Source organism: Rhodococcus globerulus, from assembly GCF_019334125.1.
In the GTDB taxonomy this organism is placed as follows: domain Bacteria; phylum Actinomycetota; class Actinomycetes; order Mycobacteriales; family Mycobacteriaceae; genus Rhodococcus_F; species Rhodococcus_F globerula.
The window spans coordinates 5,475,129-5,498,278 of sequence record NZ_CP079698.1 but is presented as its reverse complement, the minus strand read 5'-3'; the positions used below and the strand labels follow the sequence as shown (position 1 = coordinate 5,498,278).

Below are 23,150 nucleotides of genomic sequence, written 5' to 3'. Positions count from 1 at the left end.
TCAGAACAGCATGTAGCGCTGAGCCATCGGCACTACATCGACGGGATTGGGTTGGATCAGATCACCGTCGACCTTGATGGCAAAGGTCTCCGGATCGACGTCGATGGACGGTAGTGCCGTGTTGTTCGGCATGTCGGCTTTGGTGAGATGACGCGTCGGGCGGATCGCGGTGAGCGTGCGAGTGAGCCCGAGTCGGCCTGCCAACCCGTCCTCGATTGCCATCGGCGAGACGAAGGTCGTGGACAGGTGTGGAGCCGAACCCGGTGCGGACGCCATCGCGGGACGCACGAACACCGGCTGAGGCGTCGGAATCGCGGCATTGGGATCTCCCAGCGGCGCAGCGACTATCGCGCCACCCTTGATGACCGCGGCCGGACGCACCCCGAAGAATGCGGGATCCCACAGGACCAGGTCGGCCATTTTTCCGGCCTCGACCGAGCCGATTTCGTGATCGATACCGTGCGCCACTGCGGGGCAGATCGTGTATTTCGCGACGTATCGACGGGCACGCTCGTTGTCGGCGGGCATCGACGAGCCCAGCTTGCCGTGCTGCGCCTTCATCACGTGCGCTACCTGCCAGGTTCGCAGGGTTACCTCACCGATCCGGCCCATGGCCTGAGCGTCGGACGACGTGATGGAGATTGCGCCGATATCGTGCAGGAAATCCTCTGCCGCAATGGTTGTCGGGCGGATACGAGACTCTGCGAACGCAAGATCCTCCGGCACCCGGGGGTTGAGCGCGTGGCACACGATGAGCATGTCGAGATGCTCGGCAACCGTGTTGACGGTGTGCGGCAACGTCGGATTGGTCGATGCCGGAAGAACATTCGCTTCACCGGCCGTCACGATAATGTCGGGAGCGTGCCCACCGCCTGCGCCTTCAGCGTGGAATACGTGAATGCCTCGACCGGCGATAGCGTCCAAAGTGTGCTGTACGTAGCCGGTTTCGTTGAGGCTGTCGGCATGGAGTGCCACCTGGAGACCGAATTCGTCGGCAGCGCGCAAGGCTGCGTCGATCGCGGCGGGGGTGGAACCCCAGTCCTCGTGCACCTTGAATCCGCCGGCCCCGGCGAGCGCTTCCTGACGAAGCGCCTCGTGGCTGACGGTGCTGCCCTTGCCCAGGAGCAGCACGTTGAGCGGAATGTGGTCGAGCGCGCGGTGCATCATCGTGAGCGACCAGGCGCCGGGCGTGACCGTCGTGGCCTTGGTGGCCTCGGTCGGTCCGGTGCCACCGCCGGCAATTGTTGTCGTGCCGGTGGCGAGCGCTTCCAGCATCTCGATCTCACTGAGAATATGAACGTGCGTATCGATCGCCCCGGCGGTGAGAATCCTTCCCTCCCCGGCGATCACGTCGGTGCTGGGCCCGATGAGCAGCTTGGGATGCACGCCGTTCATGATGTCGGGGTTACCCGACTTCCCGATCGCCACGATGCGGCCGTCACGAATTCCGACGTCTGCCCGGACAATTCCCCAGTGATCGAGAATCACCGCATTGGTGATGACCACGTCGAGTGCGCCCTGATCCCGGGTGGTTGTGCCCTGCCCCATGGATTCACGGATGCTCTTGCCACCGCCGAACACCATTTCGTCACCGGTTGCGGTGTAGTCGTGTTCGATCTCGATCCAGATGTCGGTATCTGCCAACCGGATCTGGTCGCCCGCGGTGGGGCCGAACAGCGACGCGTATCCACGCCGATCCATCGTGCTCACTACGCGGTCACCTCGTCTGTGTCGTCACTCTGCGCTGCTTCGTCTGTCGCTACTGCGCCATCCGTGGCCGCGATGTCACTGATGCGAACATTCACCGACGACGCCCGAAGCGGTTCCTCCACCTCGACGCCCGGTGTCCCGAACGGCAACACCGGTTTGGGTTCGCGCGCATGGGTGGGCAGTTGGTCGCCGGATCCGATCTGCAGGCCGGGAACTCGCTTGAGTCCACCGAGTTCGATCAGCGTCACCGTGCGAGAGACTCCGGGCTCGAAACGCACCGAGGTCCCGGACGGAATATCGAGCCGAAACCCGTCGGCCGCTTTGCGATCGAATGTCAGCGCCGGGTTGGCCGCCGGAAGGTGCAGATGCGATCCGATCTGGATAGGTCGATCGCCGTCGTTGACGACAACAAGCGTGATCCTGTGAGCATCTGCGCCGAACTCGAGCGGTTCGGAAGACACCCGCACTTCGCCGGGAATCATCGGATGGGCTCCGTCACGGTGACCAGCTTGCGACCATCCGGAAAAGTGGCCTCCACCTGGATATTTGCAATCATTTCGGGTACCCCTTCCATGACGTCGTCGCGCGTGAGCACCTGGCGACCGGCGTTCATCAGTTCCGCAACCGTCATACCGTCACGCGCCCGCTCGAGAATCCAACACGAGATCAGCGCCATCGCTTCGGGGTAATTCAGAAGTACCCCGCGCTCGCGTCGATCGCGAGCGACCATGCCCGCAACGCTCAACAGCAGCTTTTCGGTATCTGAAGGGGTGAGGTGCACTGACTAGCCCTTCCGGTTGTGGAACGAAAAATGATCTGGCACTGTGCTGACGACGCAGATTCGACAGCACACTGTTGGGCGAGATTAGCATTGCCCGAAGCGTCGCCAGTATCTACGAGATTCACACTGTCGGCCACTCCGCCGCCCGATGGACGCACTTGCGCTGCTCATCGAATTATTCGCGCGCCCAACGATGCTCGGCGCTGCGGGCCGAAGTGGGAACTATCACCACCACCAAAAAGTTTCACCCCCGTCTCCTGTTGGAAACGGGGGTGAAACATGGTCGTGCAGTGTCTATCCGAAGCGGTTTATCCGAAGCGGCCCGAGATGTAGTCCTCAGTTGCCTTCTGCGTCGGGTTGGAGAAGATCTTCTCGGTGTCGTCGATCTCGACGAGCTGACCCGGCTTGCCGGTTGCCTCTAGGTTGAAGAACGCGGTCTGATCACTCACGCGAGCAGCTTGCTGCATGTTGTGCGTGACGATGACGATGGTGAAGTCCTTCTTGAGTTCGGTGATCAAGTCTTCGATCGCCAAAGTCGAGATGGGGTCGAGAGCCGAGCACGGCTCGTCCATGAGCAGGACGTCGGGCGAGACCGCGATGGCCCGCGCGATGCACAGACGCTGCTGCTGGCCGCCTGAGAGTCCTCCACCGGGCTTGTCGAGGCGATCCTTGACCTCGTTCCACAGGTTGGCTCCGCGCAGGGACCGCTCGGCAACCTCGTCGAGGCGCTTCTTGTTGCGCTCACCCTGCAACTTCAACCCGGCGACGACGTTGTCCTTGATGGACATGGTCGGGAACGGGTTGGGTCGCTGGAACACCATGCCGATGGTCTTGCGAACGCCGACCGGATCGACGTTGGAGCCGTAGATGTCCTCACCGTCGAGCAACACGGAACCTTCGACGCGCGCACCGGGAATGACCTCGTGCATGCGATTGAGGGACCGGAGCACGGTCGACTTACCGCAACCGGAAGGACCGATGAACGCGGTGACGCTCCGAGGTGGGACGGAGAGGCCGACATCGGCAACGGCGTGGAACTTGCCGTAGTAGATGTTGACGTCCTTGAGATCCAGACGCTTGGCCATTACCGGCTCCCTACTGAGTTGTTAATGCTGTCGAGTACAAACATGTTCTGTTGCCGCGTCACTTGCTGCGGACCTGTGAGAAGTGACCGATCAGCTTGGCGACGATGTTGAGAATCGCGATCAGCAGGATCAAAGTCAGGGCGGCACCCCAGATGCGGTTGGTGCCGGCGTCGGTCGGGTTGTTCATCTCGGCGACCATAAGCGAAGGCAGCGTGCCCATTTCGCCGTTGAACAGGTCGAAGTTGATGAACGGTGCATAGCCGACGAGGATCAGCAGCGGCGCGGTCTCACCGAGTACGCGGGCCAGGGCCAGCATGACGCCGGTGATGATGCCGGGAAGTGCCGTCGGCAGAACGATTTTCGAGATGGTCTTCCACTTGGGAACACCGAGTGCGTACGACGCCTCACGCAGGTCCATGGGGACGATGCGAAGCATTTCCTCGGTGGATCGGATGACGACCGGGACCATCAGCAGCACCAGCGCGAGCGAGACGGCAAATGCCGACTTGGGGAATCCGAACGTCGCGATCCACAGTGCGTAGATGAACAGCGCGGCCACGATGGACGGAACACCGCTGAGGATGTCGACCATGAAGGTCGTGAGCTTGCCGAGCTTGGACTTACGGTCCGCGTACTCCACCAGGTAGATGGCAACAAAGATTCCGAGCGGGATCGAGAAGACCGCGCACACAACGCCTTGCATCAAGGTGCCGACCAGTGCGTGATAGACACCGCCACCGGACGCCGACGCTGTCAGGCCGCTCATCGAGTTCGTGAACCAGGTCGCAGACGTCAACGCGGGCAGGCCCTTTGCGATCACCGTGTAGAGCACCCAGACCAACGGAATGAGGGCAACCAGAACGGCGAGGCTGACCAGGATCGTCGCAGTGACGTCCGTGGCCCGACGCTTTGCTCCGACGCCTTGGAAGGTGGGCGCCTTGACCGGGCGGTCCAGAGTGGTGCTCATGGGTCAGTCCTTCTTTCCGGCGATCACGGCGCGGGCAGCAGCGTTGACCACGAAGGTCAGGACGAACAGCACCAGACCGGCTGCGATGTACGCACCCGCTTGGATGTCGTTGTTGAACTCCGCGTAACCGAGGGCAATCTTGGAGGCGATGGTCGATCCGCCGTCGAACAGAGACCAGCCGAATGCCTGCGAGGTGGTGCGCAGGATCAGGTACAGGGCCATGGTCTCACCGAGTGCGCGGCCGAGACCGAGCATCGATCCGCTGATGTAGCCGGACTTACCGAACGGAATGACGGTGGTGCGCACAACTTCCCAACGGGTCGCACCGAGCGCGAGTGCGGCTTCGATCTGCGAGCGCGGGGTCTGGATGAACACCTCGCGGGTCACCGCGGTGATGACGGGAAGAATCATGACGGCCAGCACGATGCCGGCGGTGAAGATGGTGCCGCCGCCGGTGATGGAACCGCTGCCGTCGGCGAAGAGGGGGAACCAGCCGAGAGTGTCGTTGAGCCACACGGCAACCGGAGTGATCGCCGGAGCGAACACGAGCAGGCCCCAGAGTCCGTAGACGATGGACGGGACTGCCGCGAGCAGGTCGATCGTGTAGGACAGCGGACGCGTGAGCCACTTAGGCGAGTACGACGTCAGGAAGATCGCGATACCGAGCGCGATCGGCATCGCCAGCACCAGAGCGAACAGCGACACCAGGACCGTGACCTGGAAGAGGTCGAGAACACCGAACGCCATCGCGTTGATGTCCTGCGTGACCCATTCACGGCTGGTCAGGAAGTTGACCTGGTTGCGGCTCAACGCAGGGACGGCGCGCCAGATCAGGAAGGCACCGATCGCCGCGATGACAACGGTGATGAAGATGGCCGAACCCGAAGCCAGCGAACTGAAGATGCGGTCACCCGGTCGGGTCACGGTCTTGCTGCTACCGCCGGCCGGACCGTCGTCCTTCGGTGGCTGCTCGACTTCTGAAGCCTTGATGGAAGTAATCGTGTCCTCCGTGATGCCGTTCGGACCGCCCACCCCGGCTCCGCTGGTTGCGGAGCCGGAGGAACGAGATGCTGATGTGATGGGCGCGTCGCTCATGTGCGCTCACATTCCTTCACGTTTGAATGTAGATCCATGGGCTTGTCCGTACGAGTCCGCGGTCGAATCAGCCGATGGCTGAGATCGACGCGTTCAGACGGTCCTGCACGTTTGCCGGCAGCGGGACGTAACCCTGCTCGGCAAGGTTGGCCTGTCCCTCGTTCGCGGCACTCGTCAGGAACGACTTCACAGCGGCAGACGTATCGGCGTCGTAGCCCTTGGAGCAGACGATGGAGTACGTCGCGAGAACCAGCGGGTAGGCGCCGGCTTCGTTGGTCTTGAAGATCGACGCGAGGTCGAGCGTCAGGTCGCCGGTTGCGTCCGACTTGAACTTCGCGCCGGAGATCGACGCGGCAGCAGTGTCATTGGTCAGTGCAACAGCTTCGGTGCCCGTGTTGATCTCGGCCATCGACAGCTTGTTCTGATCGGCAAACGACTTCTCGACGTAGGTGATGGAGCCCGGTGCCGTCGAAACTGCCTGAGCGACTCCGGCCGAACCCTTGGCGCCCTCACCGACGCCACCGGTGAAGTCAGAACCGGCACCCGAGGTCCAGGCACCGTTCGATGCTGCCTCGAGGTACTTCTGGAAGTTGTCCGTGGTTCCCGAGGAATCGGAGCGGATCACGGGCGTGACCTTCAGATCGGGAAGCTTCGCGTCCGGATTGAGGGCAGCGATGGCCGGATCGTTCCAGTTGGTGATGCCGCCGTTGAAGATCTTGGCAAGAACCTCGGCATTGAGCACGAGGTTGTCGACGCCGTCGAGGTTGAAGGCCACCGCGATCGGACCGAAAACGAGGGGAAGGTTCCAGGCTTCGCCGCCGACGCAACGCTCCTTGGCCTTGTCCGCCTGCTCGTCCTTGATCGCCGAGTCGGAGCCGGCGAAGTCGATCTGGCCGGCGATGAACTGGGTGCGGCCGTCACCCGAACCACTGGGGTTGTAAGCAACGTTGACTGTCTTGCCCTTTTCCTGGCAGACAGCGATGTACGTGGCGACGAACTGATCCATCGCGTTCTTCTGCGCCGATGAACCAGCCGCAGAGATCTTTTCCTTGCCTTCACATGTTGCAGTCGAAGCGGATGTGTCCACACCACTCGACGATGCGTTGTTGTCGCTGCCACATGCTGCCAAGGTCATAGCACCCACGGCCACTACGCCGAGCAGAGCACCACTGCGCTTGAAATTCACCTTCGGTCCTCCGGAAATAGCTACCGCCGGGCCCACGATCAGGCGGCGACATGAGATGCAGCGCATTACTGCATCAGGCAGCGCGGCGCTGCCCATAGAGAAAAGTAGGGGGGCGCGGTGTCCGGCTGGACCACACAAAGTGAACGGAGCATGAACAGACCGGAGATTTATTCGAGTCGCCTGAGAAAGTCAGGAATTTCGGGCATAGGCCATGTCGGTGTGGAACTTTTCGAAGCCCAGTTTCTCGTACGTGTTGAGGGCTGCCGTGTTGTCTCCCTCGACGTACAGGAGAACCGTATCGAGACCCCGCTCACGCAGGTAGTGCATGCCGGCGAGCGTCAGAACCCGACCGAGCCCGCGTCCCTGCGCCGCCGGATCGATACCGACGACGTACACCTCACCGAGCTCCGGTTCGTCGCCCTCGGGCGGATGAACCTTGGTCCAGTGAAACCCCAGAAGCGTGTTCGGATCGGTGTCCGCAAACGCCAGAAACAACCCGGCGGGATCGAACCACCCCTCGGCGGTTCGCTCATCGATCTCCGCTTGCGTCCAGCCACCTTGCTCGGGATGCCACGAGAATGCGGCGTTGTTGACCCGCAAGATCTCGGAATCGTCTTCGCGGCCGCGGTACGTCCTCAGCGAAACACCTTCCGGAACAACAATTTCCGGAAGCTGCGGAGCACCGAGTGGTCTGCGCAACTGGAGGAGTTCACGAACACTGACCAGATCCAGACTCTTGGCGAACTCCACTGCCGCGTCGATGTTTCCGTGCGCCCAGACTCGCGTTCCCGGTCGGCCTTCGTCGAAAACCGAAGCGGCAAGGCCAGTTCCGATACCTTGCCGCCTGTGAGCAGGATCCACGACGAGTTCCGCCATGTCCGGGTGCTCGTCCGAACCGGCTTGCAGTTGGGCGTATCCGACGACGACACCGTCGTCGAGGATCACGAGGTGCCGAGCCTGACCACGGCCGGCAATCGCGTGCCGACCCTGCTCGGAAACCGGCGCCTTGCCGTCGAATTCCGTTGCACGGTCGACAAGTCCCGACACCTGCCGAGCCTGATCCGGCGTCAGCACATCGCTCCAACTCATGTCACAACACCGATCCGTCTGCAGCCTCGTAATCGACATCGTCGTCCTCGAATCGAATCGGCGCCGCAGCCCCGTTCTTGGAACGCGTCGGGCGAACCGCCTTGTATCCGACATTTCGGACTGTACCGATCAAGGATTCGTATTCGGTGCCGAGCTTGGCCCGCAACCGACGCACGTGAACATCCACGGTCCGGGTGCCACCGAAGAAGTCGTAACCCCACACCTCTTGCAACAACTGCGCACGAGTGAACACCCGTCCCGCATGCTGCGCGAGGTACTTGAGCAGTTCGAATTCCTTGTAAGTCAAATCAAGGGGCCGTCCACGCAGTCGTGCCGTGTACGTCCCCTCGTCGATAACCAATTCGCCCAGCGTGATCTTTCCTGACGCTTCGGGACTGGCAACGCCGCCACTGCGGGCGAGCAACAACCGCAATCGGGCGTCCACCTCAGCGGGTCCCGTACCGGGCAGGAGAATGTCGTCCAACCCCCAGTCCGCGTTGACGGCAACAAGCCCGCCCTCGGTCAGGACAGCCACGACCGGCACGGCAGATCCCGTACTTCCCAGCAATCGACACAACCCTCGTGCGGCAGCCAGATCGGTGCGTGCGTCGACCAACGCGATGTCGGCCGAACTTGCCTCGAGCAGCGACGAAACCTCAGTGGGAGCAGGCCTAACCGAGTGCGCCAGCAGCGCCAACGCCGGAAGAACTGCATCCGGGTTGGGGTCGGAGGTGAGGAGAAGCAGCTCCACACGGCCTCCTATCTAGTAGCCCGCGCACCCCGGACAGGGCGACGCTCTGGTAGTTCGACCCTTTTGGTCGGTCCCTACATTAGCGTGCGCGCCGTTGGGACCGTCGCACCGAACCTACGACGGAGTCCGTCACAATGGTGCTGTGCGCAAACTGATCATCGGCATCGTCTTCCTCCTCGGCCTCGGACTGGTCGCCGATTTCGGTGCCGCCGCGTACGCGGAATACCGAGTTTCCCGCGAGCTACGAGCCGGCGCATCACTCGATGCCGACCCCGAAGTCACGTTCAACGGCTTCCCGTTCCTCACGCAAGCGCTGGGCGGCAAGTACGAAGACGTCTACATCCGGGCAACCGGAGTCCAGAGCAACATCGTCGGCGAAGTCACCGTCGAAGCGGATCTGCGGGGCGTCACCGTCCCGTTCTCGGACCTGGTCAACGGCAGGGTGACCGAACTTCCCGTCGACAAGCTCGACGGCAGAATGGGCATCAACGCCACGGACCTCGGCAAGCTCCTCGATATACCTGACCTGCAGGTTTCCTCTCCTCCTGCCGACAAGTCCGACGGTACGGGCGGCAGCGGCGGTACCGGGGCGAGCACCGCGGGCGCGATCGTTCTGAGCGGAACGGTCCCCGTCGGCCCCATCGACACCGCGGTCAGCGTTCAGGCCAACCTCGTGCTCGAGGGAGATCAGGTCAAGATCGTGGCAAGCAATCTCTACTTCGGCCCCGAAGGCGAAGCGAACTTCTCGATCCCGGCGGTTCTCGAGCCGATCGTCCTCGGCATGTTCAGCTACACCATCGATCCACAGTCACTTCCCTTCAATCTGAAGCCGAGCCTCGTCTACGCAGAAGGCGGTCGCATAGTGATCGAAGGCAGCACGGAAAACACAGTCATCAACCTCGCAGATCTGCAGAACCAATGACCGGTATCACAGTTCTACTCATCGCCCTCGTCGCCGTTGTCGCGGTCGGACTGCTCCTCAAATCACGCAGCGGAGCCGTTCGAGCCAGCGGCTCGGGTACCTCCGAAGCCGTCGGCAGCCGCATCGAACTCCTCGCCGCAGCAGGTATAGCGCCCGACTCCGGACCAGTCGTCCTGCATTTCTCCGCAGACTGGTGTGGTCCGTGCAGCGCCGTCCGCCGCGTCGTCGATCAGGTGGTGACCACAATGGCAAACGCCCCTCATCCACCTGTCGACGTTGAACTCGACATCGACAAGAACCCGGCGCTTGCGCGTGAGATGAGCGTCCTGTCGTTGCCGACCACCTTTATCCTCGACCGCGACCTGGTGGAACGATTCCGAGTGTCCGGGGTGCCGTCCACCGCGGACCTCACAAGCGCGCTCGCGCCCTTCTCAACACCCGGTACCCCAAATTCGCCGTCTGCAGGGTAAACTCCCAACCGTGCAAACCCGCCACGAGCTCATGCTCACCCGACGCCGCGCAGTAGACCTGTGCCGCCTCGGTGGTTGTTGCTGTTCTTGTTGCTGATCACCCAGCGCTCAGCCTTCGCTGAGATTCGAGCCTTTCGCTCACGTGATCACTCTCGCCGATAACGGGCCTTCCAGCCCACATATCTCCGAGCCTGAAGCCTGAAATTCTCGGCCCAGGCAGGCACCATGCAACCAACGCAGGAGCACACCCGATGTCCACCACCACTTCGCAATCCGAGCAGGTCGACGTGCGCGGTCCGCGGTTCGCCGCGTGGATCACCACCGCGATACTTGTTCTGACACTGATCCTTTCAACATTCTCTCTGCCCGCCGCCACCGCACTGTTGGCACTGCAGGCAATAGTCTTCGCGATCGGCGCCGTCACCGGACCCAAGCGCAGCCCGTACGGACTGATCTTCGGCAAACTCGTCGCCCCTCGCATCTCACCCGTGCGCGAACGTGAACCTGTTGCGCCGTTGCGCTTCGCACAGTTCGTCGGCTTTGTCTTCGCGCTCGCCGGGACCGTCGGATTCCTTGCCGGATCCACCGTCGTCGGCACAGTCGCCACAGGATTTGCCCTGTTCGCTGCTCTTCTGAACGCAGCCTTCGGCATCTGCCTCGGCTGCCAGATCTACCCACTCGTAACGCGATTCCGCACAATCGGAAGAGCAACCACCGCGTGAAAGCGCATCACCGGTGACCCCACCGGACACATACCCCCGCAAGACCATATCGAGCACGACCACATCGAAAGGAACACCATGGCTCGCTCCGACGTCCTAGTCTCCGCCGACTGGGCGCAGCAGAACCTCAACGCCCCCAAGACCGTTTTTGTCGAGGTGGACGAGGACACCAGTGCATACGACGGCGGCCACATCGAAGGTGCAGTCCGGCTCGACTGGCGCAAGGACCTCCAGGACAGCGTCCGCCGTGACTTCCTGAACCAGGAGCAGTTCTCAGACCTCCTCTCGGCCAAGGGAATCGCCAACGACGACACCGTCGTCCTCTACGGTGGCAACAACAACTGGTTCGCCGCTTACGCCTACTGGTACTTCAAGCTGTACGGCCACAAGGACATCAAGCTCATCGACGGTGGCCGCAAGAAGTGGGAACTCGACGGGCGCGAGCTGTCCAAGGACGAAGTAACCCGTCCCGCAACGCAGTACAAGGCCGAGGCACCCGACTTCTCGATCCGCGCATTCCGCGACGAGGTCATCTCCTCCATCGGCTCCGTCAACCTCGTCGACGTCCGTAGCCCCGACGAGTTCTCCGGCAAGATCCTCGCACCCGCGCACCTTCCGCAGGAGCAGGCTCAGCAGCGTGGCCATGTCCCCACAGCGATCAACATCCCGTGGAGCACCACCGCTAACGAAGACGGCACCTTCAAGTCCGACGACGACCTTGCAAAGCTCTACGCGGACAAGGGCTTCGACGACACCAAGAACACCATTGCCTACTGCCGCATCGGTGAGCGTTCGAGCCACACCTGGTTCGTACTGCAGGAAATCCTCGGCAAGAGCAACGTCAAGAACTACGACGGCAGCTGGGTCGAATACGGCTCACTCGTCGGCGCACCGATCGAATTGGGAGCATAGAACATGTGCGGAGCACCTACTCAGGGTCAGACCCTGCCTGCCGGCGTCGACGTCGAGAAGGAAACCGTCATCACCGGCCGTGTCCTCGCGGCTGACGGCCAGCCCATCGGCGGCGCATTCGTGCGCTTGCTCGACGGCTCCGACGAATTCACCGCCGAGGTCGTCGCGTCCGCTACCGGCGACTTCCGTTTCTTCGCCGCCCCCGGATCCTGGACTGTGCGTGCACTCTCCAGCTCCGGCAACGGCACAAGCGCCGTGAACCCCGAAACATCGGGCGTCCACAACGTGGATGTCACGGTCAGCAAGTAAGTTCCGGACTCACCGGCAAAGGTCCCGCATCCCAGGAGGATGCGGGACCTTTTCTTGTCGTTTGATTTGTCACAGCCTCCCGATTTTTCCGGCAGGTCGAGGCCGTCTAAGATAGGCACGTGGTCATCTTCTTCGAGGTACTTCTCGCACTCGCATCCGTCATGATCGCTTGGTTCTCCGTGTACGTCGTTTACCGTTTGGTCACCGACGAATCGTGAGTCAAGCTCCGGGATCAGGGTCTGACGCGACAGCTGACGATTCCACCGCTTCAGGTGCCATCAGGCGCGGAAGCGGGGATGAGGCAGTCGCAATAGCTGTCGAACGTTCCAAGTCGACAGCTTCACTCAACATTCCCACTCTCCCGGATCTCCCGGTCCCCGAGGACACCGCAAATCTGCGACTCGGCCCGGACATCAATCCCGCCCTTCTCGCCCTGCTGCCGCTTGTCGGCGTCTGGCGCGGCGAAGGCGAAGGGCACGACCCGGAAACGGGCGACTACCCCTTCGGACAACAAATCGTCATCTCCCACGACGGTGGCCCCTACCTGTGCTGGGAATCCCGATCCTGGGTTCTCGATGCCGAGGGCAACTACACCAAGCCAGACACGCGCGAAAGCGGCTACTGGCGCATGGGCGGCGACGGCATCCCCGGCAGCGTGAACGAGGAAGTAGTCGAACTACTCCTCACCCACAGCTCAGGCGTCGTCGAAATGTACTACGGAACCGCGCTCACCCAGTCCTCGTGGGAGCTCGCGACCGACGTCGTGATCCGCAGCCAGTCCGGTGCACTGTACGGCGGCGCAAAGCGCCTTTACGGCATCGTCGAAGGTGGCGACCTCGCATACGTCGAGGAGCGAATCCTCGCGGACGGCGCGCTCGAACCGCGCTACTCGGCGCGGCTCACCCGCTACATCGGCTAACTGCTGCCCACCGCACGAAGCGACCCCCGAGCCATACCCACGCTTTCGCGTGGGTCCCGGTCGGACTGATCGGGGGCTCGGGGGTCGGGTGGCTGCCCGGGATTCGCCGGCCGCTCCTGCGGTAAGTGAATTCCGTCAGCGATTGCGGCTAGCTGGCAGCCACCTCACGCGTCCGTCTGTACTTCAATTTCAGACCACCTCCTTCCTTGTGTACAGGAGAAAGTACGCCCACTTCACCGCGACGGCAATCTATTTTCCGCCGAAATATTTCCGACGCATATCACCTGGTCAGCTCCAGTGTGTTCCGGAAGTTGATGGGTGACGACCACGACGGTCCGATGCGGAGCCAGCAGAGTGCCGTCTCGTCCGAGCAGTTCACGCAGCACCTCCGCGCCGGCTTCGGCATCCATGTGTTCGGTTGGTTCGTCGAGCAGCAGGATTTGCGCGGGTGAGACGACTGCCCGGGCCAGCAGCAAACGCCGACGCTCGCCGCCTGAGACTGCTCGCATGCCGCCGACGAGAACGGTGTCGAGTCCGTCGGGCAGGTGAGCGAGCCACTCCCCCAGGCCGACGTCACCGAGTACTGTCGCCGCGGCGGTAGGCGTGAGATCGCCGCGCGCTACTCGCAGATTTTCGAGCACGGAGGTCTCGAAGAGATGTGCGTCTTCTGCGAAGAACCCGATGTGTCGGCGAAGCTCTGCTGGTTCGATCTCTGAAATCGGAACGCCGCCAGCGGAAATTGTCCCCGATACCGGTGGGAGGAGCCCCGCCATCGTCATCAGGGCCGTTGTCTTTCCTGATCCGCTTTGGCCGATCAACGCGATCCGCGCGCCGGGACGCACCTCGAACGTGAGTGGCGCGGTGACGTTGCCTCCAGGCCACCCAGCGCAGAGTCCGTCGACTGTCAGGACATCCGACTCGGGCCACGCGTTGTCGCCCTCTGCGATCTCCTCGTCTGCGCGGTCGAGTACCGCCATGATTCGCGCCGACGCCAACCGGGCTTTGGTCAATGCCACTGCAGCAGTGGGCAGAGCCGCAGTTCCCTCGAACGCCGAGAGCGGGAGCAATACCAGGATGCCCAGTGCCATCGGTGTCATGTCGGTATTCCCGTAGAGCACGATGCCGATGAGCAGCGACGCCAGGACGCTGACTCCCACTGCGAGAGGTGTTGCGGCAGCGGCAAATGCGCTCGGCACCGCAGCGCGGTCGGTAGCATCGACTACGTCGCCTTCGGCCGACACCGCGTCGGACACGGCAGCGTCCAAACGTCCCGCCACTCGAAGCTCGGCAGAATGATCGAGCGCGGTGACCGCTGACGCACTGAATCGCACAGCAGCAGAAGAGCTGTCGGATTCAGCAATTCGAGCAGCGCGGGCCGATAGCCAGGGAGCCAGGATTCCGGAGACCGCGAGCGCGATCGCCAAGACCATTGCCGCCGGCACGGAGATGAACATCAAGATGCCCACGGCGGAAACGGCAAGAACAGCCGATACAGCTATGGGGACAAGTGCTTTCACCACCACATCACCAACTGCATCGACGTCGGCTCCGGTACGCGCAAGCAAGTCGCCACGGCGCAGGCCGGCGGCCGCAGCCGGGTTACCCGCTGCAAGACGCGCGTATATCTGGGCCCGCGCGGACGTTGTCCCGCGCAGCGCAACATCGTGCGTCGTGAGACGCTCCAAGTAGCGGAATACACCCCGGGATATACCCAGAGCACGCACGGCGACAACAGCAACGCTGAGATCCAATACCGGCGGCATTTCCCAGGCCCTGGTGATCAACCAGGCCGACAGCGCCGCCAACGCCAGAGCACTGCCGAGCGTCGCCACTCCGGCCGCGACAGCGATGAGTACGCGTCGTGGTTGCAGTTCGAGGAGACCCAGTGCGCGCAGCAACGGATCGCGGTGGTCAGTTCTCATGTGCGTGCACCTCGATGATCTGATCTGCGACGGCAAGCACGCTGGGGCGATGTCCGATGACTATGACGGTGTCGCCGCCCTTCGCTCGCGCTCGCAATGCATCCAGGACCGTAGTTTCCGAATCCGCGTCCAGGTGGGCGGTGGGTTCGTCCAGCACAAGGACGGGCCGATCGGACGACAGCACACGTGTCAGTGCCAGCCGCTGCCGCTGCCCGAGCGAGAGACCGACACCCCCGGCCCCCACCACGGTATCGAGACCTGACGACAGTTCGGCAAGAACTCCGTCGAACCCTGTGGCCGCAGAAGAATTTTGCAGCGCATCGGAGTCGATGGGTCCGGTGAGATGGAGGTTTTCCCGAATGGTTCCCGGCAACATGACCGGATGTTGCGGCAGCCAAGCGATCTGCGCCCACCACGTATTCTCGTCGAGTTGTCGAACGTCGGTTCCGCCGACGCTCACAAAACCACCGCTGGGTTCGATCAACCCGAGCAGGGCCTGCGCCGCGCTCGACTTGCCGGAACCATTTGCTCCGGTGAGCACCGTGATCGCACCGGGTCGCACCACTCCCGAAAGCTCGTACGGCGCAACACCACCACGCGAATTCACGCTCAGCGTGTCGAAAACGATGTCCGTGCCGCGCGCATCAACCACGACTGCGCCGCCGACGGGTGCAGAGGTGTCCGCTTCGATGACACTGAAAGCTTTGTCCGCAGCCGCCATTCCGTCCTCGGCTGCGTGAAACTGCATTCCCACCATCCGCAACGGCAGATACACCTCCGGGGCAAGAATCAACGCAACGACGCCTGGCTCCAGCGACATGTCCCCGTACACGAGCCGCAAGCCGATACTGACTGCGACCAACGCAACACTCAGCGTTGCAAGGAATTCCAACACCATCGACGACAGGAAGGCGACCCGCAGCGCGGACATCGTGGTGCGGCGATGCGAATCGCCCAGTTCCCGAACCCGCTCGGCCGGACCGTCTTGGCGACCCAGCGCTCGCAACGTGGGTAAACCCGAGAGGAGATCGAGCAATTGCGACGACAACGTTGTCATCGCAGCCAGGGTCTTCTCGGACTTACCCTTTGTCAGCAATCCGATCAGGATCATGAAGATCGGAATCAAAGGCAACGTGATCAAGATGATCACTGCCGACGTCATATCTTGCAGGGCAATAACTATCAGCGTGATCGGGGTCAGAGTCACCGACAGGATCAACGACGGTAGATAACCCGTCAGATACGGAGCCAGACCGTCGACACCACGGGTGAGAACCGTAGCGATTTCATCTCGACGTGGGTCGAGATCGCGGGGACTCATCGCCGTCGCCGACGTGAGCACACCCTCCTTGATCTCGGCCACCACACGGGTCGACGCGCGGTGAGCAAACCGCGCTTGCAGGCAGGTTCCCAGTATCCGAATCCCGACAGCGCCTGCGAGGACGCCGAGTTCGGTTGTCCACGAAGAAATATCGACGGTTCGGGTGGTGATGACTCCGGCCAGCACCCGGCCGATCATGAGCGCCGAGACTATGACCATCACGACGTTGATCATCGACAGGGCGACTGTCAGAATCAGATATCCACGCGCAGAGGCGGAATGCCGCCACAGGCGCGGATCGATCGGTCCGCGGCGACGCTCCCGAGTGGTGGGAACGTCGCCTACCTCGATTGTCACTTGAATTCGACCGTCACTTCTTTCGAGGCACTGATGCCGGATTTACCACGTCTTGGCTTTGAACTTCAGCCCGATCGACGGTGGAATCTGCTTGGTGGAGATGCGTTGACGGAATACCCAGTACGTCCAGCCCTGGTAGATGATCACGATCGGCGTCATGAACGCCGCGGCCCATGTCATCACCTTGAGCGTGTACGGACTCGACGACGCGTTCTCGATGGTCAAGCTGTACGCCGGATCCAGCGTCGACGGCATGACATTCGGGAACAGGGAGCCGAACAGCAGCACGACGGTCGCGATGACGGCCACCGTGGTGAGCACGAACGCCCACCCTTCCATTTCAGCGCGGGTCAGGAAGATAACGCCGATCAATGCTGCTGCCGCAGCGGCAACCAGAATCCACGTCCATCCCTTGCCGTATGCAAGCTGGGTCCACAGTACAAATGCGCCGGCCACCGGAACCGCCGGAATCGCGAGTCGGGCAGCAATTTTCACCGCATCTTCGCGAACCTCGTCGGCGCTCTTGAGTGCCAGGAACACTGCGCCGTGCAGCGCGAACACCAGAGCAGTGGTCAGGCCGCCGAGCAATGCGTACGGGTTGAGCAGATCGAAGAATCCTGAAACGACCTGCTTGTCGGCATTGATCTCCACGCCCCGAACGATGTTCGCGAATGCCACGCCCCACAGAACTGCGGGAACCCAGGAGCCGAAAATGATGCCCCAGTCGCAACGCTGACGCCATTTGTCGTCGTCGATCTTGCTTCGCCACTCGATGGCAACGATGCGAACGATCAAGGCCACCAGGATGATCAGCAGCGGTAGGTAGAAGCCGGAGAACAACGTCGCGTACCACTCGGGGAACGCGGCGAACAGCGCACCACCGGCCGTGATGAGCCACACTTCGTTGCCGTCCCAGACCGGGCCGATGGTGTTGAGCGCAACGCGTCGACGCGTATCTGCCGGTAGGCCACTGCCTCTGCCGACAATCGGCATGAGCATTCCGACACCGAAATCGAAGCCTTCGAGGACGAAGTAGCCGACGAACAGTACTGCGACGAGCACGAACCATACTTCTTGAAGTCCCATGATCGCCTCCTAGTACGCGAACGACAGTTGTTTGGGCTTGTCCGGATCTTCCGGCTCTTCGTGGTCGGTATCTCCCGGCGGATGCATGTCGTGTTCCAACGGGCCTTCCTTCGCGTATCGCACGATCAGCTTGAACCAGACGACACCCAAAGCGCCGTACAGGAGGGTGAAGGTGATCAACGAGACCCAGACCGTTGCCGACGCGTGGTCCGAAACACCTTGGTCGACAGTGAGTCTGATCATGTCCACGCCGGTCGGGTTGGGATGCACCACCCAGGGCTGGCGGCCCATCTCGGTGAAGATCCAGCCCGCACTGTTGGCGAGGAACGGCATGGGAATCGCGACGAGGCTCAGGATTCCGAACCACTTCTGGTCCGGTACCCGACCCCTGCGGGTTACCCACAGACCGGCAAGTGCCAAGGCTGCGGAACCGGCGGCGAGGCCGATCATCGCGCGGAATGACCAGTACGTGACAAAGAGATTCGGACGGTAGTTGCCGGGGCCGAAGTCCTGCTCGGCCTGCTCCTGCAGCTGGTTGACGCCTTGAAGCTCGACACCGGTGAACTTGCCCTCGGCCAGCCACGGAAGAACGAACGGCACCTTGATTACGTGAGTCACGCTGTCGCAGTTGTTGTGAGTTCCGATGGTCAAGAGTGAGAAATCCGGATCCATCTCGGTCTCACACAGCGACTCTGCCGACGCCATCTTCATGGGTTGTTGTTGGAACATGAGCTTGCCTTGGACGTCGCCGGTGTAGATGACGCCGATGCCGGCAATGATGATCACCAGCAACGCGAATCGGGCACCGGGACGGTACATCGTCCTGGCATCGGTTTCGAGCTTTGTCGCCTCCGCTGGGCCGACGGTCTTGGTGCGGCGCATGTTTCGCACCATCCACCAACCACAGATGCCGGCGACGAAGGTTCCCGCAGTCAAGAAGGCACCTGCTACTGCGTGCGGGAATGCGGCAAGAGCGGTGTTGTTGGTCAACAACTCCCAGATGCTGGTGAGCTCAGCACGACCCGTCTCCGGGTTGTACACCGCTCCGACGGGGTGCTGCATGAACGAGTTGGCTGCGATGATGAAGAACGCCGACGCGTTGACGCCGATCGCCACGAGCCAAATACATGCCAGGTGAACAAGTTTGGGTAGCCTGCCCCAACCGAAAATCCACAGCCCGATGAATACGGACTCCATGAAGAAGGCCACAAGACCTTCGAGAGCCAGCGGTGCACCGAAGACGTCGCCGACAAATCGTGAGTACTCACTCCAGTTCATACCGAACTGGAATTCCTGCACGATGCCGGTAGCTACGCCGATGGCAAAGTTGATGAGGAACAGCTTGCCGAAGAACTTGGTGAGTCGGTACCAATGATCTTTTTTGGTCACGACCCACATGGTTTGCATGATCGCGATCATCGGAGCCAATCCGATGGTCAGCGGAACAAAGATGAAGTGGTAGACGGTAGTTATACCGAACTGCCACCTGGAGACGTCCAAAGTATCCATTGGCTACTCCGAGAGTAGGGCCCTGGGACAGGCTTCGGGGTTCGAGACGCGGGCGTTCGCTCGGCCCCTGCGGACACGGTACTGCTGTCCGGTTTGGACCGCAGGACTTTGCTACTACTCAAGGTAGTAGAGACTGTCGAGGATTCCTATTCGCCCATTTCGGCCCCGCTCTCTAGTCGACGGCCCGTTCGACCAACTTCGTGAATTCGGCAGCGACTTTAGGCTCTGGTAAAGCAAAGCCGTCCAGTGTAGTGACGCGCGCCGCCAGCGTGACGCTCGAAACCATCCACACACCGTCCGCTGCGATCAAGTCCGCAGGTCGCAGGGTTTCGTAACGACTGTCGAAGCCAGCTCCCTTGGCGACGTCGAACAGAGCACGCTGTGTTGTGCCCATCAAAATGCCCTGAGCGGGCGGCGGTGTGATCAAAGTCCTGTCCCGCACGACCACCACCGTCGAACGCGGCCCTTCCAACACATTGCCCTCCGAACTGACGAAGATCACATCATCGGCCCCCAAAGTGCCGGCGTAGCGCAGTGCAGCCATGTTGGTTGCGTAGGACAACGTCTTCGCTCCCAGCAACTGCCACGGCGCGCGTGCCGACAAATCCACCGAGAATCCGCGTTCGAGCGTGATCACCGACAAACCCGCTTCTCGCACCTGCCGCACCCGATCCGCCACCGGTCCGACCATCACGAAAGCCGTCGGCTTGTCCCCACTCTCGCGCCCGCGCGTCAGGACGAGACGCAACGCGCCTTCCTTCTCGCTGCCCCACTCCTCGACGGCCATCTCGATCGCCAGACGCCAGTCGTCGAGTACCGGGGCAGGCAAACCCAATGCCTCGGCGCTGAGAACCAGTCGGCTCAGGTGGGCTTCGACTACCCGCGCTCGGCCACCCCGAACCAACAACGTCTCGAATACCCCGTCGCCCCGCACGACAGCCAAGTCGTCAGCATGGAGAAAGGGTGCGTCAGCATCGAGCACCTCATGGTCGAGAGTTACCAATACGCGATCAGCCATACCCTCAACACTAGCGACGGAAAACACCGCTCACGCCCCGCACTCGACCAACGCGCGGACCACACTCCTAGACTGGTGACGTGGTCGACAACGCTCTTGTGCCCAACAGCCCACTCATGACTGCCCCCGGTGCGGTCGCAGCCCCGGACGGATCGGTCGACATCGGTGTCGCGTGGCATCACGGCGATCCACTCGGTGAGCAACGGACTGCGCAGCGCGACGCGATCGTCATCGATCGCAGCCACCGATTTGTCATCGCCATTCCCGGCGACGAGCGACTCACCTGGCTGCACACCATTTCGAGCCAGCACGTTGCAGCGCTCCCCGACGGGAAGAGCGCCGAGAATCTCAGCCTCGACATCAACGGCCGCGTCGAGCACCACTTTGTCCAGACGGACCTCGGCGGCGTCACCTGGATCGACACCGAGGCTGATCGAGGCCCCGCACTCCTCGCCTTCCTGAAGAAGATGGTGTTCTGGTCCAAGGCCGAACCCCGCGACGGCAACGAACTTGCCGTTCTCAGCATTCTCGGGCCGAAAGCCGCCTCGGTCCTCGACGCTGTCGGCACGAGTGCGCCCGTCGACGTGTACGACGCGCATGCCCTGCCAGGCGGCGGCTTCGTCCGTCGGATGCCGTGGCCGACCGAAGACTCCTTCGATCTCCTCGTACCCCGCGAGCACTTGGCAGCCTGGTGGACCAAGCTCACCGACGCCGGCGCCACACCCGCCGGAACCTGGGCCTTCGAGGCCCTTCGTGTGGAAGCCGTCCGCCCCCGAATCGGGCTCGACACCGACGAGAAGACCATCCCGCACGAGGTTCGGTGGATCGGCGGCCCAGACGAACACGGCGCGGTCCACCTCGAGAAGGGCTGCTACCGCGGTCAGGAAACCGTCGCGCGCGTGCACAACCTCGGCAAGCCGCCGCGTCACATCGTTCTCCTGCACCTCGACGGAAGCGCCGAAGCCCTCCCCGAACCGGGCGACCCCGTCACAGCCGGTGGCCGCGCAGTGGGCCGCGTCGGAACCGTCGTCAATCATCACGAGCTCGGGCCTATCGCGCTCGCACTGGTCAAGCGCAACGTCCCCGCTGGGACCGAATTAGTTGCCGGTCCCAGCGCCGCGTCGATCGATCCGGACTCGATAGTCGACGACAACGCACCTCAGGCCGGACGTGAAGCCGTCAACCGATTGCGCGGGAAGTGACCGGCATCGTGGACGCCGTGTGCGTCGTACATGCCGAACGCGACAGCGGCGTCAAACGCGTGACTCGAACCGCAATCGACAAACGATCCGTCGACGGCCGGGTCCCCTTGGGCCGACTCGGCCTCGGCGGCGACTATGTCTGCGACACCGAATTCCACGGCGGCGCGTATCAAGCCGTCTACGCGTACGACCATGCCGAAGCGCAGCGTTGGTCGACGGAGTTGGGCCGACCTCTCCATCCCGGTTGGTTCGGTGAGAACCTTCGCCTCAGCGGTATCGCCGTGACCGACGCGGTCATCGGCGAACGTTGGCACATCACCGGAGCGGACTCGTCCGATGTGGTGGAACTCGAAGTCACCGGGCCCCGCGTGCCGTGTGGCACCTTCGGACTCTGGTCGGGCGAGAAGGGCTGGGTCAAGCGGTTCACCCAGCGAGCCGATGTCGGCGCGTATCTGCGAGTGAACCGAACGGGCACACTCGCAGCCGGCGATACGGTCACGCGAGTGCACGTCCCCGATCACGGCGTCACGGTTCGACAAGTATTCACAGGCGCAGATCCCGAACATCTGCGGCAACTGTTGAACGGTCACCACGATCTTGCGCCGAACGTCCTCGAGCGGATCAGCACATTCGTCGAACGAGCGGAAACACAGGTGCATTCGTGAGCATTGAACTGGTCGAAGTTGTCCGCTCCGGATTCCGCGAGTGTGTACACCGCGGATCGGCCGTCATCCTCGACGCCAACGGCGACCTGGTTGTGGGGGTGGGCGAAATCCACACACCCATCTATCCCCGCTCGGCAAACAAGCCGCTGCAGGCCGTCGCAGCGCTCCGCAACGGCTTCGAACCAAGCAGCCCGGAGGAACTGGCCGTCGCGGCGTCGTCGCATGCCGGTGAAGCCGACCACATCGAACTCGTCGAGGGCCTACTCGAACGTTACGACCTCCGCGTAGATCAATTGCAGTGCCCTGCAGATCTGCCAGGCAACGAACTGGCCCGCGCCGAGCTGATTGCCGCAGGCCAGCTCCCCAGCCCGATCTACATGACCTGTTCGGGCAAGCACTCCGCGATGCTCGCCACGTGCGTGGTGAACGACTGGCCGCTCGAGACGTACATGGAACCGACACATCCCCTGCAACTCGCCATCGCGGAGACGATCTTCGATCTCAGCGGCGAGGAGGAGCAGGAGTTGGGAATCGACGGCTGCGGCCTGCCGATCGTGCCACTCTCGCTCTCGAATCTGGCTCGAGCTTTCGGTCGACTGCCGTCGGCGACGCCTGATTCCCCGGAACGCGCTGTCGCCGACGCCGTGCGAGCCAACCCGTTCCTCGTCTCCGGAACCGGGCGCAACGATCAGCGTCTGATGTCCGCGGTGCGCGGCCTGTTCACCAAGACCGGATACGACGGTATCTACGCGGGAGCCCTCCCCGACGGTTCGGCGTTTGCTCTCAAGATCGACGACGGACACGAGCGGGCGCTGCTTCCGTTGGCCGCCGCACTACTCAAGCGGATGAATACCGAATGGACCGAAGAATTGGCGGCTCTGGCGTCGGCTCCGGTGTTCGGCGGGGATGCCCGCGTGGGCACGATTCGAGCGATTCCGGGGAACTTCTGAGTAGTTCCGGGAAAACTTTTGCGCAGTTCTAACAAAGTTCTGAGCAGTTCTGTCAGCATCCTGGCAGCTCGCGGCCATAGTGAGAGCAAACAGACACGGCGACGAGGGCCACGTGGAAGCGGAAGCGACTTTTCCAGGCTAGAGTGTGTGTCAGGAAACTTACACACTCAAACGGGGCCGCCAAATTCCCCAGGCCGCCCCG

General features: G+C 62.3%; 24 protein-coding genes. 10 read left to right on the top strand and 14 right to left on the bottom strand.

The features are described 5' to 3' along the window. The 9 genes from KYT97_RS25095 to KYT97_RS25055 all read right to left on the bottom strand — a co-directional run bounded on the left by KYT97_RS25095 (window position 1) and on the right by KYT97_RS25055 (window position 8,664). On the bottom strand, window positions 1-1,710 hold the full coding sequence (locus tag KYT97_RS25095) for an urease subunit alpha (protein WP_033233971.1): 1,710 nt from the start codon (window positions 1,708-1,710) through the stop codon (window positions 1-3). Then, the gene (gene ureB / locus KYT97_RS31205; RefSeq protein ID WP_045068827.1) at window positions 1,710-2,192 is read right to left on the bottom strand and encodes an urease subunit beta; all 483 of its coding nucleotides are present in this window, start codon (window positions 2,190-2,192) and stop codon (window positions 1,710-1,712) included. The genes KYT97_RS25095 and ureB overlap by 1 nt, the downstream gene beginning before the upstream one ends. Continuing rightward, window positions 2,189-2,491, bottom strand: a complete 303-nt coding sequence (locus KYT97_RS25085; RefSeq protein WP_033233970.1) for an urease subunit gamma — start codon at window positions 2,489-2,491, stop codon at window positions 2,189-2,191. The genes ureB and KYT97_RS25085 overlap by 4 nt, the downstream gene beginning before the upstream one ends. 308 nt (window positions 2,492-2,799) lie before the next feature. Beyond that, the gene (gene pstB, locus KYT97_RS25080; protein ID WP_033233969.1) at window positions 2,800-3,576 is read right to left on the bottom strand and encodes a phosphate ABC transporter ATP-binding protein PstB; all 777 of its coding nucleotides are present in this window, start codon (window positions 3,574-3,576) and stop codon (window positions 2,800-2,802) included. Between the two features lie 58 nt (window positions 3,577-3,634). Further along, window positions 3,635-4,543 carry a phosphate ABC transporter permease PstA gene (pstA, locus tag KYT97_RS25075; protein WP_033233968.1) on the bottom strand — a complete coding sequence of 303 codons (909 nt, stop codon included), beginning with the start codon at window positions 4,541-4,543 and terminating at the stop codon, window positions 3,635-3,637. 3 nt (window positions 4,544-4,546) lie between these two features. Next, on the bottom strand, window positions 4,547-5,638 hold the full coding sequence (gene pstC, locus KYT97_RS25070; RefSeq protein WP_033233967.1) for a phosphate ABC transporter permease subunit PstC: 1,092 nt from the start codon (window positions 5,636-5,638) through the stop codon (window positions 4,547-4,549). 67 nt (window positions 5,639-5,705) lie between these two features. Beyond that, window positions 5,706-6,824, bottom strand: a complete 1,119-nt coding sequence (gene pstS, locus KYT97_RS25065; protein ID WP_033233966.1) for a phosphate ABC transporter substrate-binding protein PstS — start codon at window positions 6,822-6,824, stop codon at window positions 5,706-5,708. Between the two features lie 189 nt (window positions 6,825-7,013). Further along, entirely contained in the window at window positions 7,014-7,913 is a 900-nt protein-coding gene (gene mshD, locus KYT97_RS25060; RefSeq protein WP_033233965.1) for a mycothiol synthase, read from the bottom strand. A gap of 1 nt (window position 7,914) precedes the next feature. Next, a complete protein-coding gene (locus tag KYT97_RS25055; protein WP_033233964.1) occupies window positions 7,915-8,664 on the bottom strand; it encodes a winged helix-turn-helix transcriptional regulator in 750 nt (249 codons plus the stop codon). A 142-nt stretch (window positions 8,665-8,806) separates the two neighbouring features. Here KYT97_RS25055 and KYT97_RS25050 point away from each other — a divergent pair, with 142 nt between their 5' ends. The 7 genes from KYT97_RS25050 (at window position 8,807) to KYT97_RS25025 (ending at window position 12,918) form a co-directional block, all read left to right on the top strand. Then, the gene (locus KYT97_RS25050; RefSeq protein WP_045068822.1) at window positions 8,807-9,586 is read left to right on the top strand and encodes an LmeA family phospholipid-binding protein; all 780 of its coding nucleotides are present in this window, start codon (window positions 8,807-8,809) and stop codon (window positions 9,584-9,586) included. After that, window positions 9,583-10,056: a thioredoxin family protein gene (locus KYT97_RS25045; RefSeq protein ID WP_141486472.1), complete on the top strand. Its 474-nt coding sequence runs from the start codon at window positions 9,583-9,585 to the stop codon at window positions 10,054-10,056. Before KYT97_RS25050 ends, KYT97_RS25045 begins: the two co-directional genes overlap by 4 nt. A 10-nt stretch (window positions 10,057-10,066) precedes the next feature. Continuing rightward, the gene (locus tag KYT97_RS31305; protein WP_353805918.1) at window positions 10,067-10,153 is read left to right on the top strand and encodes a putative leader peptide; all 87 of its coding nucleotides are present in this window, start codon (window positions 10,067-10,069) and stop codon (window positions 10,151-10,153) included. Window positions 10,154-10,307: 154 nt separating this feature from the next. Beyond that, a complete protein-coding gene (locus KYT97_RS25040) occupies window positions 10,308-10,778 on the top strand; it encodes a DUF4395 domain-containing protein (protein ID WP_045068819.1) in 471 nt (156 codons plus the stop codon). Window positions 10,779-10,856: 78 nt separating this feature from the next. Beyond that, the gene (locus tag KYT97_RS25035) at window positions 10,857-11,690 is read left to right on the top strand and encodes a sulfurtransferase (RefSeq protein ID WP_045068818.1); all 834 of its coding nucleotides are present in this window, start codon (window positions 10,857-10,859) and stop codon (window positions 11,688-11,690) included. A 3-nt stretch (window positions 11,691-11,693) separates the two neighbouring features. Then, complete coding sequence (locus KYT97_RS25030; protein ID WP_033233959.1) at window positions 11,694-11,999, top strand: DUF1416 domain-containing protein; 306 nt, start codon at window positions 11,694-11,696, stop codon at window positions 11,997-11,999. Between the two features lie 277 nt (window positions 12,000-12,276). Next, window positions 12,277-12,918, top strand: coding sequence for a heme-binding beta-barrel domain-containing protein (locus KYT97_RS25025; RefSeq protein ID WP_172935982.1), 642 nt, complete (start codon window positions 12,277-12,279; stop codon window positions 12,916-12,918). Between the two features lie 233 nt (window positions 12,919-13,151). Here the strand turns inward: KYT97_RS25025 and cydC are convergent, their stop codons facing one another. The 5 genes from cydC to KYT97_RS25000 all read right to left on the bottom strand — a co-directional run bounded on the left by cydC (window position 13,152) and on the right by KYT97_RS25000 (window position 20,131). Beyond that, a complete protein-coding gene (gene cydC / locus KYT97_RS25020; protein WP_219110923.1) occupies window positions 13,152-14,840 on the bottom strand; it encodes a thiol reductant ABC exporter subunit CydC in 1,689 nt (562 codons plus the stop codon). Further along, window positions 14,830-16,518, bottom strand: a complete 1,689-nt coding sequence (cydD, locus tag KYT97_RS25015; protein ID WP_219110921.1) for a thiol reductant ABC exporter subunit CydD — start codon at window positions 16,516-16,518, stop codon at window positions 14,830-14,832. Before cydD ends, cydC begins: the two co-directional genes overlap by 11 nt. Before the next feature lie 42 nt (window positions 16,519-16,560). Next, entirely contained in the window at window positions 16,561-17,604 is a 1,044-nt protein-coding gene (cydB, locus tag KYT97_RS25010; protein ID WP_033233956.1) for a cytochrome d ubiquinol oxidase subunit II, read from the bottom strand. Between the two features lie 9 nt (window positions 17,605-17,613). Next, entirely contained in the window at window positions 17,614-19,113 is a 1,500-nt protein-coding gene (locus KYT97_RS25005; RefSeq protein WP_033233955.1) for a cytochrome ubiquinol oxidase subunit I, read from the bottom strand. Window positions 19,114-19,285: 172 nt separating this feature from the next. Further along, window positions 19,286-20,131 carry an aminodeoxychorismate lyase gene (locus KYT97_RS25000; RefSeq protein WP_219110918.1) on the bottom strand — a complete coding sequence of 282 codons (846 nt, stop codon included), beginning with the start codon at window positions 20,129-20,131 and terminating at the stop codon, window positions 19,286-19,288. A gap of 116 nt (window positions 20,132-20,247) precedes the next feature. Between KYT97_RS25000 and ygfZ the strand changes: the two genes are divergently transcribed. The 3 genes from ygfZ to KYT97_RS24985 are packed head-to-tail and all read left to right on the top strand — an operon-like array spanning window position 20,248 to window position 22,948. After that, window positions 20,248-21,333, top strand: coding sequence for a CAF17-like 4Fe-4S cluster assembly/insertion protein YgfZ (ygfZ, locus tag KYT97_RS24995; RefSeq protein ID WP_219113119.1), 1,086 nt, complete (start codon window positions 20,248-20,250; stop codon window positions 21,331-21,333). Continuing rightward, window positions 21,330-21,998, top strand: a complete 669-nt coding sequence (locus tag KYT97_RS24990) for an MOSC domain-containing protein (RefSeq protein ID WP_045068795.1) — start codon at window positions 21,330-21,332, stop codon at window positions 21,996-21,998. Before ygfZ ends, KYT97_RS24990 begins: the two co-directional genes overlap by 4 nt. Beyond that, entirely contained in the window at window positions 21,995-22,948 is a 954-nt protein-coding gene (locus tag KYT97_RS24985; protein ID WP_033233951.1) for an asparaginase, read from the top strand. The genes KYT97_RS24990 and KYT97_RS24985 overlap by 4 nt, the downstream gene beginning before the upstream one ends. The last annotated feature ends 202 nt before the right edge of the window (window positions 22,949-23,150 follow it).

What these genes read in the sequence shown, in the direction of transcription:
- ureB (WP_045068827.1), bottom strand. Translation starts at nt 2,192, where the DNA reads ATGATTCCCGGCGAAGTGCGGGTGTCTTCCGAACCGCTCGAGTTCGGC.
- pstB (WP_033233969.1), bottom strand. Translation starts at nt 3,576, where the DNA reads ATGGCCAAGCGTCTGGATCTCAAGGACGTCAACATCTACTACGGCAAG.
- pstA (WP_033233968.1), bottom strand. Translation starts at nt 4,543, where the DNA reads ATGAGCACCACTCTGGACCGCCCGGTCAAGGCGCCCACCTTCCAAGGC.
- pstC (WP_033233967.1), bottom strand. Translation starts at nt 5,638, where the DNA reads ATGAGCGACGCGCCCATCACATCAGCATCTCGTTCCTCCGGCTCCGCA.
- mshD (WP_033233965.1), bottom strand. Translation starts at nt 7,913, where the DNA reads ATGAGTTGGAGCGATGTGCTGACGCCGGATCAGGCTCGGCAGGTGTCG.
- KYT97_RS25045 (WP_141486472.1), top strand. Translation starts at nt 9,583, where the DNA reads ATGACCGGTATCACAGTTCTACTCATCGCCCTCGTCGCCGTTGTCGCG.
- KYT97_RS25040 (WP_045068819.1), top strand. Translation starts at nt 10,308, where the DNA reads ATGTCCACCACCACTTCGCAATCCGAGCAGGTCGACGTGCGCGGTCCG.
- KYT97_RS25035 (WP_045068818.1), top strand. Translation starts at nt 10,857, where the DNA reads ATGGCTCGCTCCGACGTCCTAGTCTCCGCCGACTGGGCGCAGCAGAAC.
- KYT97_RS25030 (WP_033233959.1), top strand. Translation starts at nt 11,694, where the DNA reads ATGTGCGGAGCACCTACTCAGGGTCAGACCCTGCCTGCCGGCGTCGAC.
- cydC (WP_219110923.1), bottom strand. Translation starts at nt 14,840, where the DNA reads ATGAGAACTGACCACCGCGATCCGTTGCTGCGCGCACTGGGTCTCCTC.
- cydB (WP_033233956.1), bottom strand. Translation starts at nt 17,604, where the DNA reads ATGGGACTTCAAGAAGTATGGTTCGTGCTCGTCGCAGTACTGTTCGTC.
- KYT97_RS25005 (WP_033233955.1), bottom strand. Translation starts at nt 19,113, where the DNA reads ATGGATACTTTGGACGTCTCCAGGTGGCAGTTCGGTATAACTACCGTC.
- KYT97_RS25000 (WP_219110918.1), bottom strand. Translation starts at nt 20,131, where the DNA reads ATGGCTGATCGCGTATTGGTAACTCTCGACCATGAGGTGCTCGATGCT.
- ygfZ (WP_219113119.1), top strand. Translation starts at nt 20,248, where the DNA reads ATGACTGCCCCCGGTGCGGTCGCAGCCCCGGACGGATCGGTCGACATC.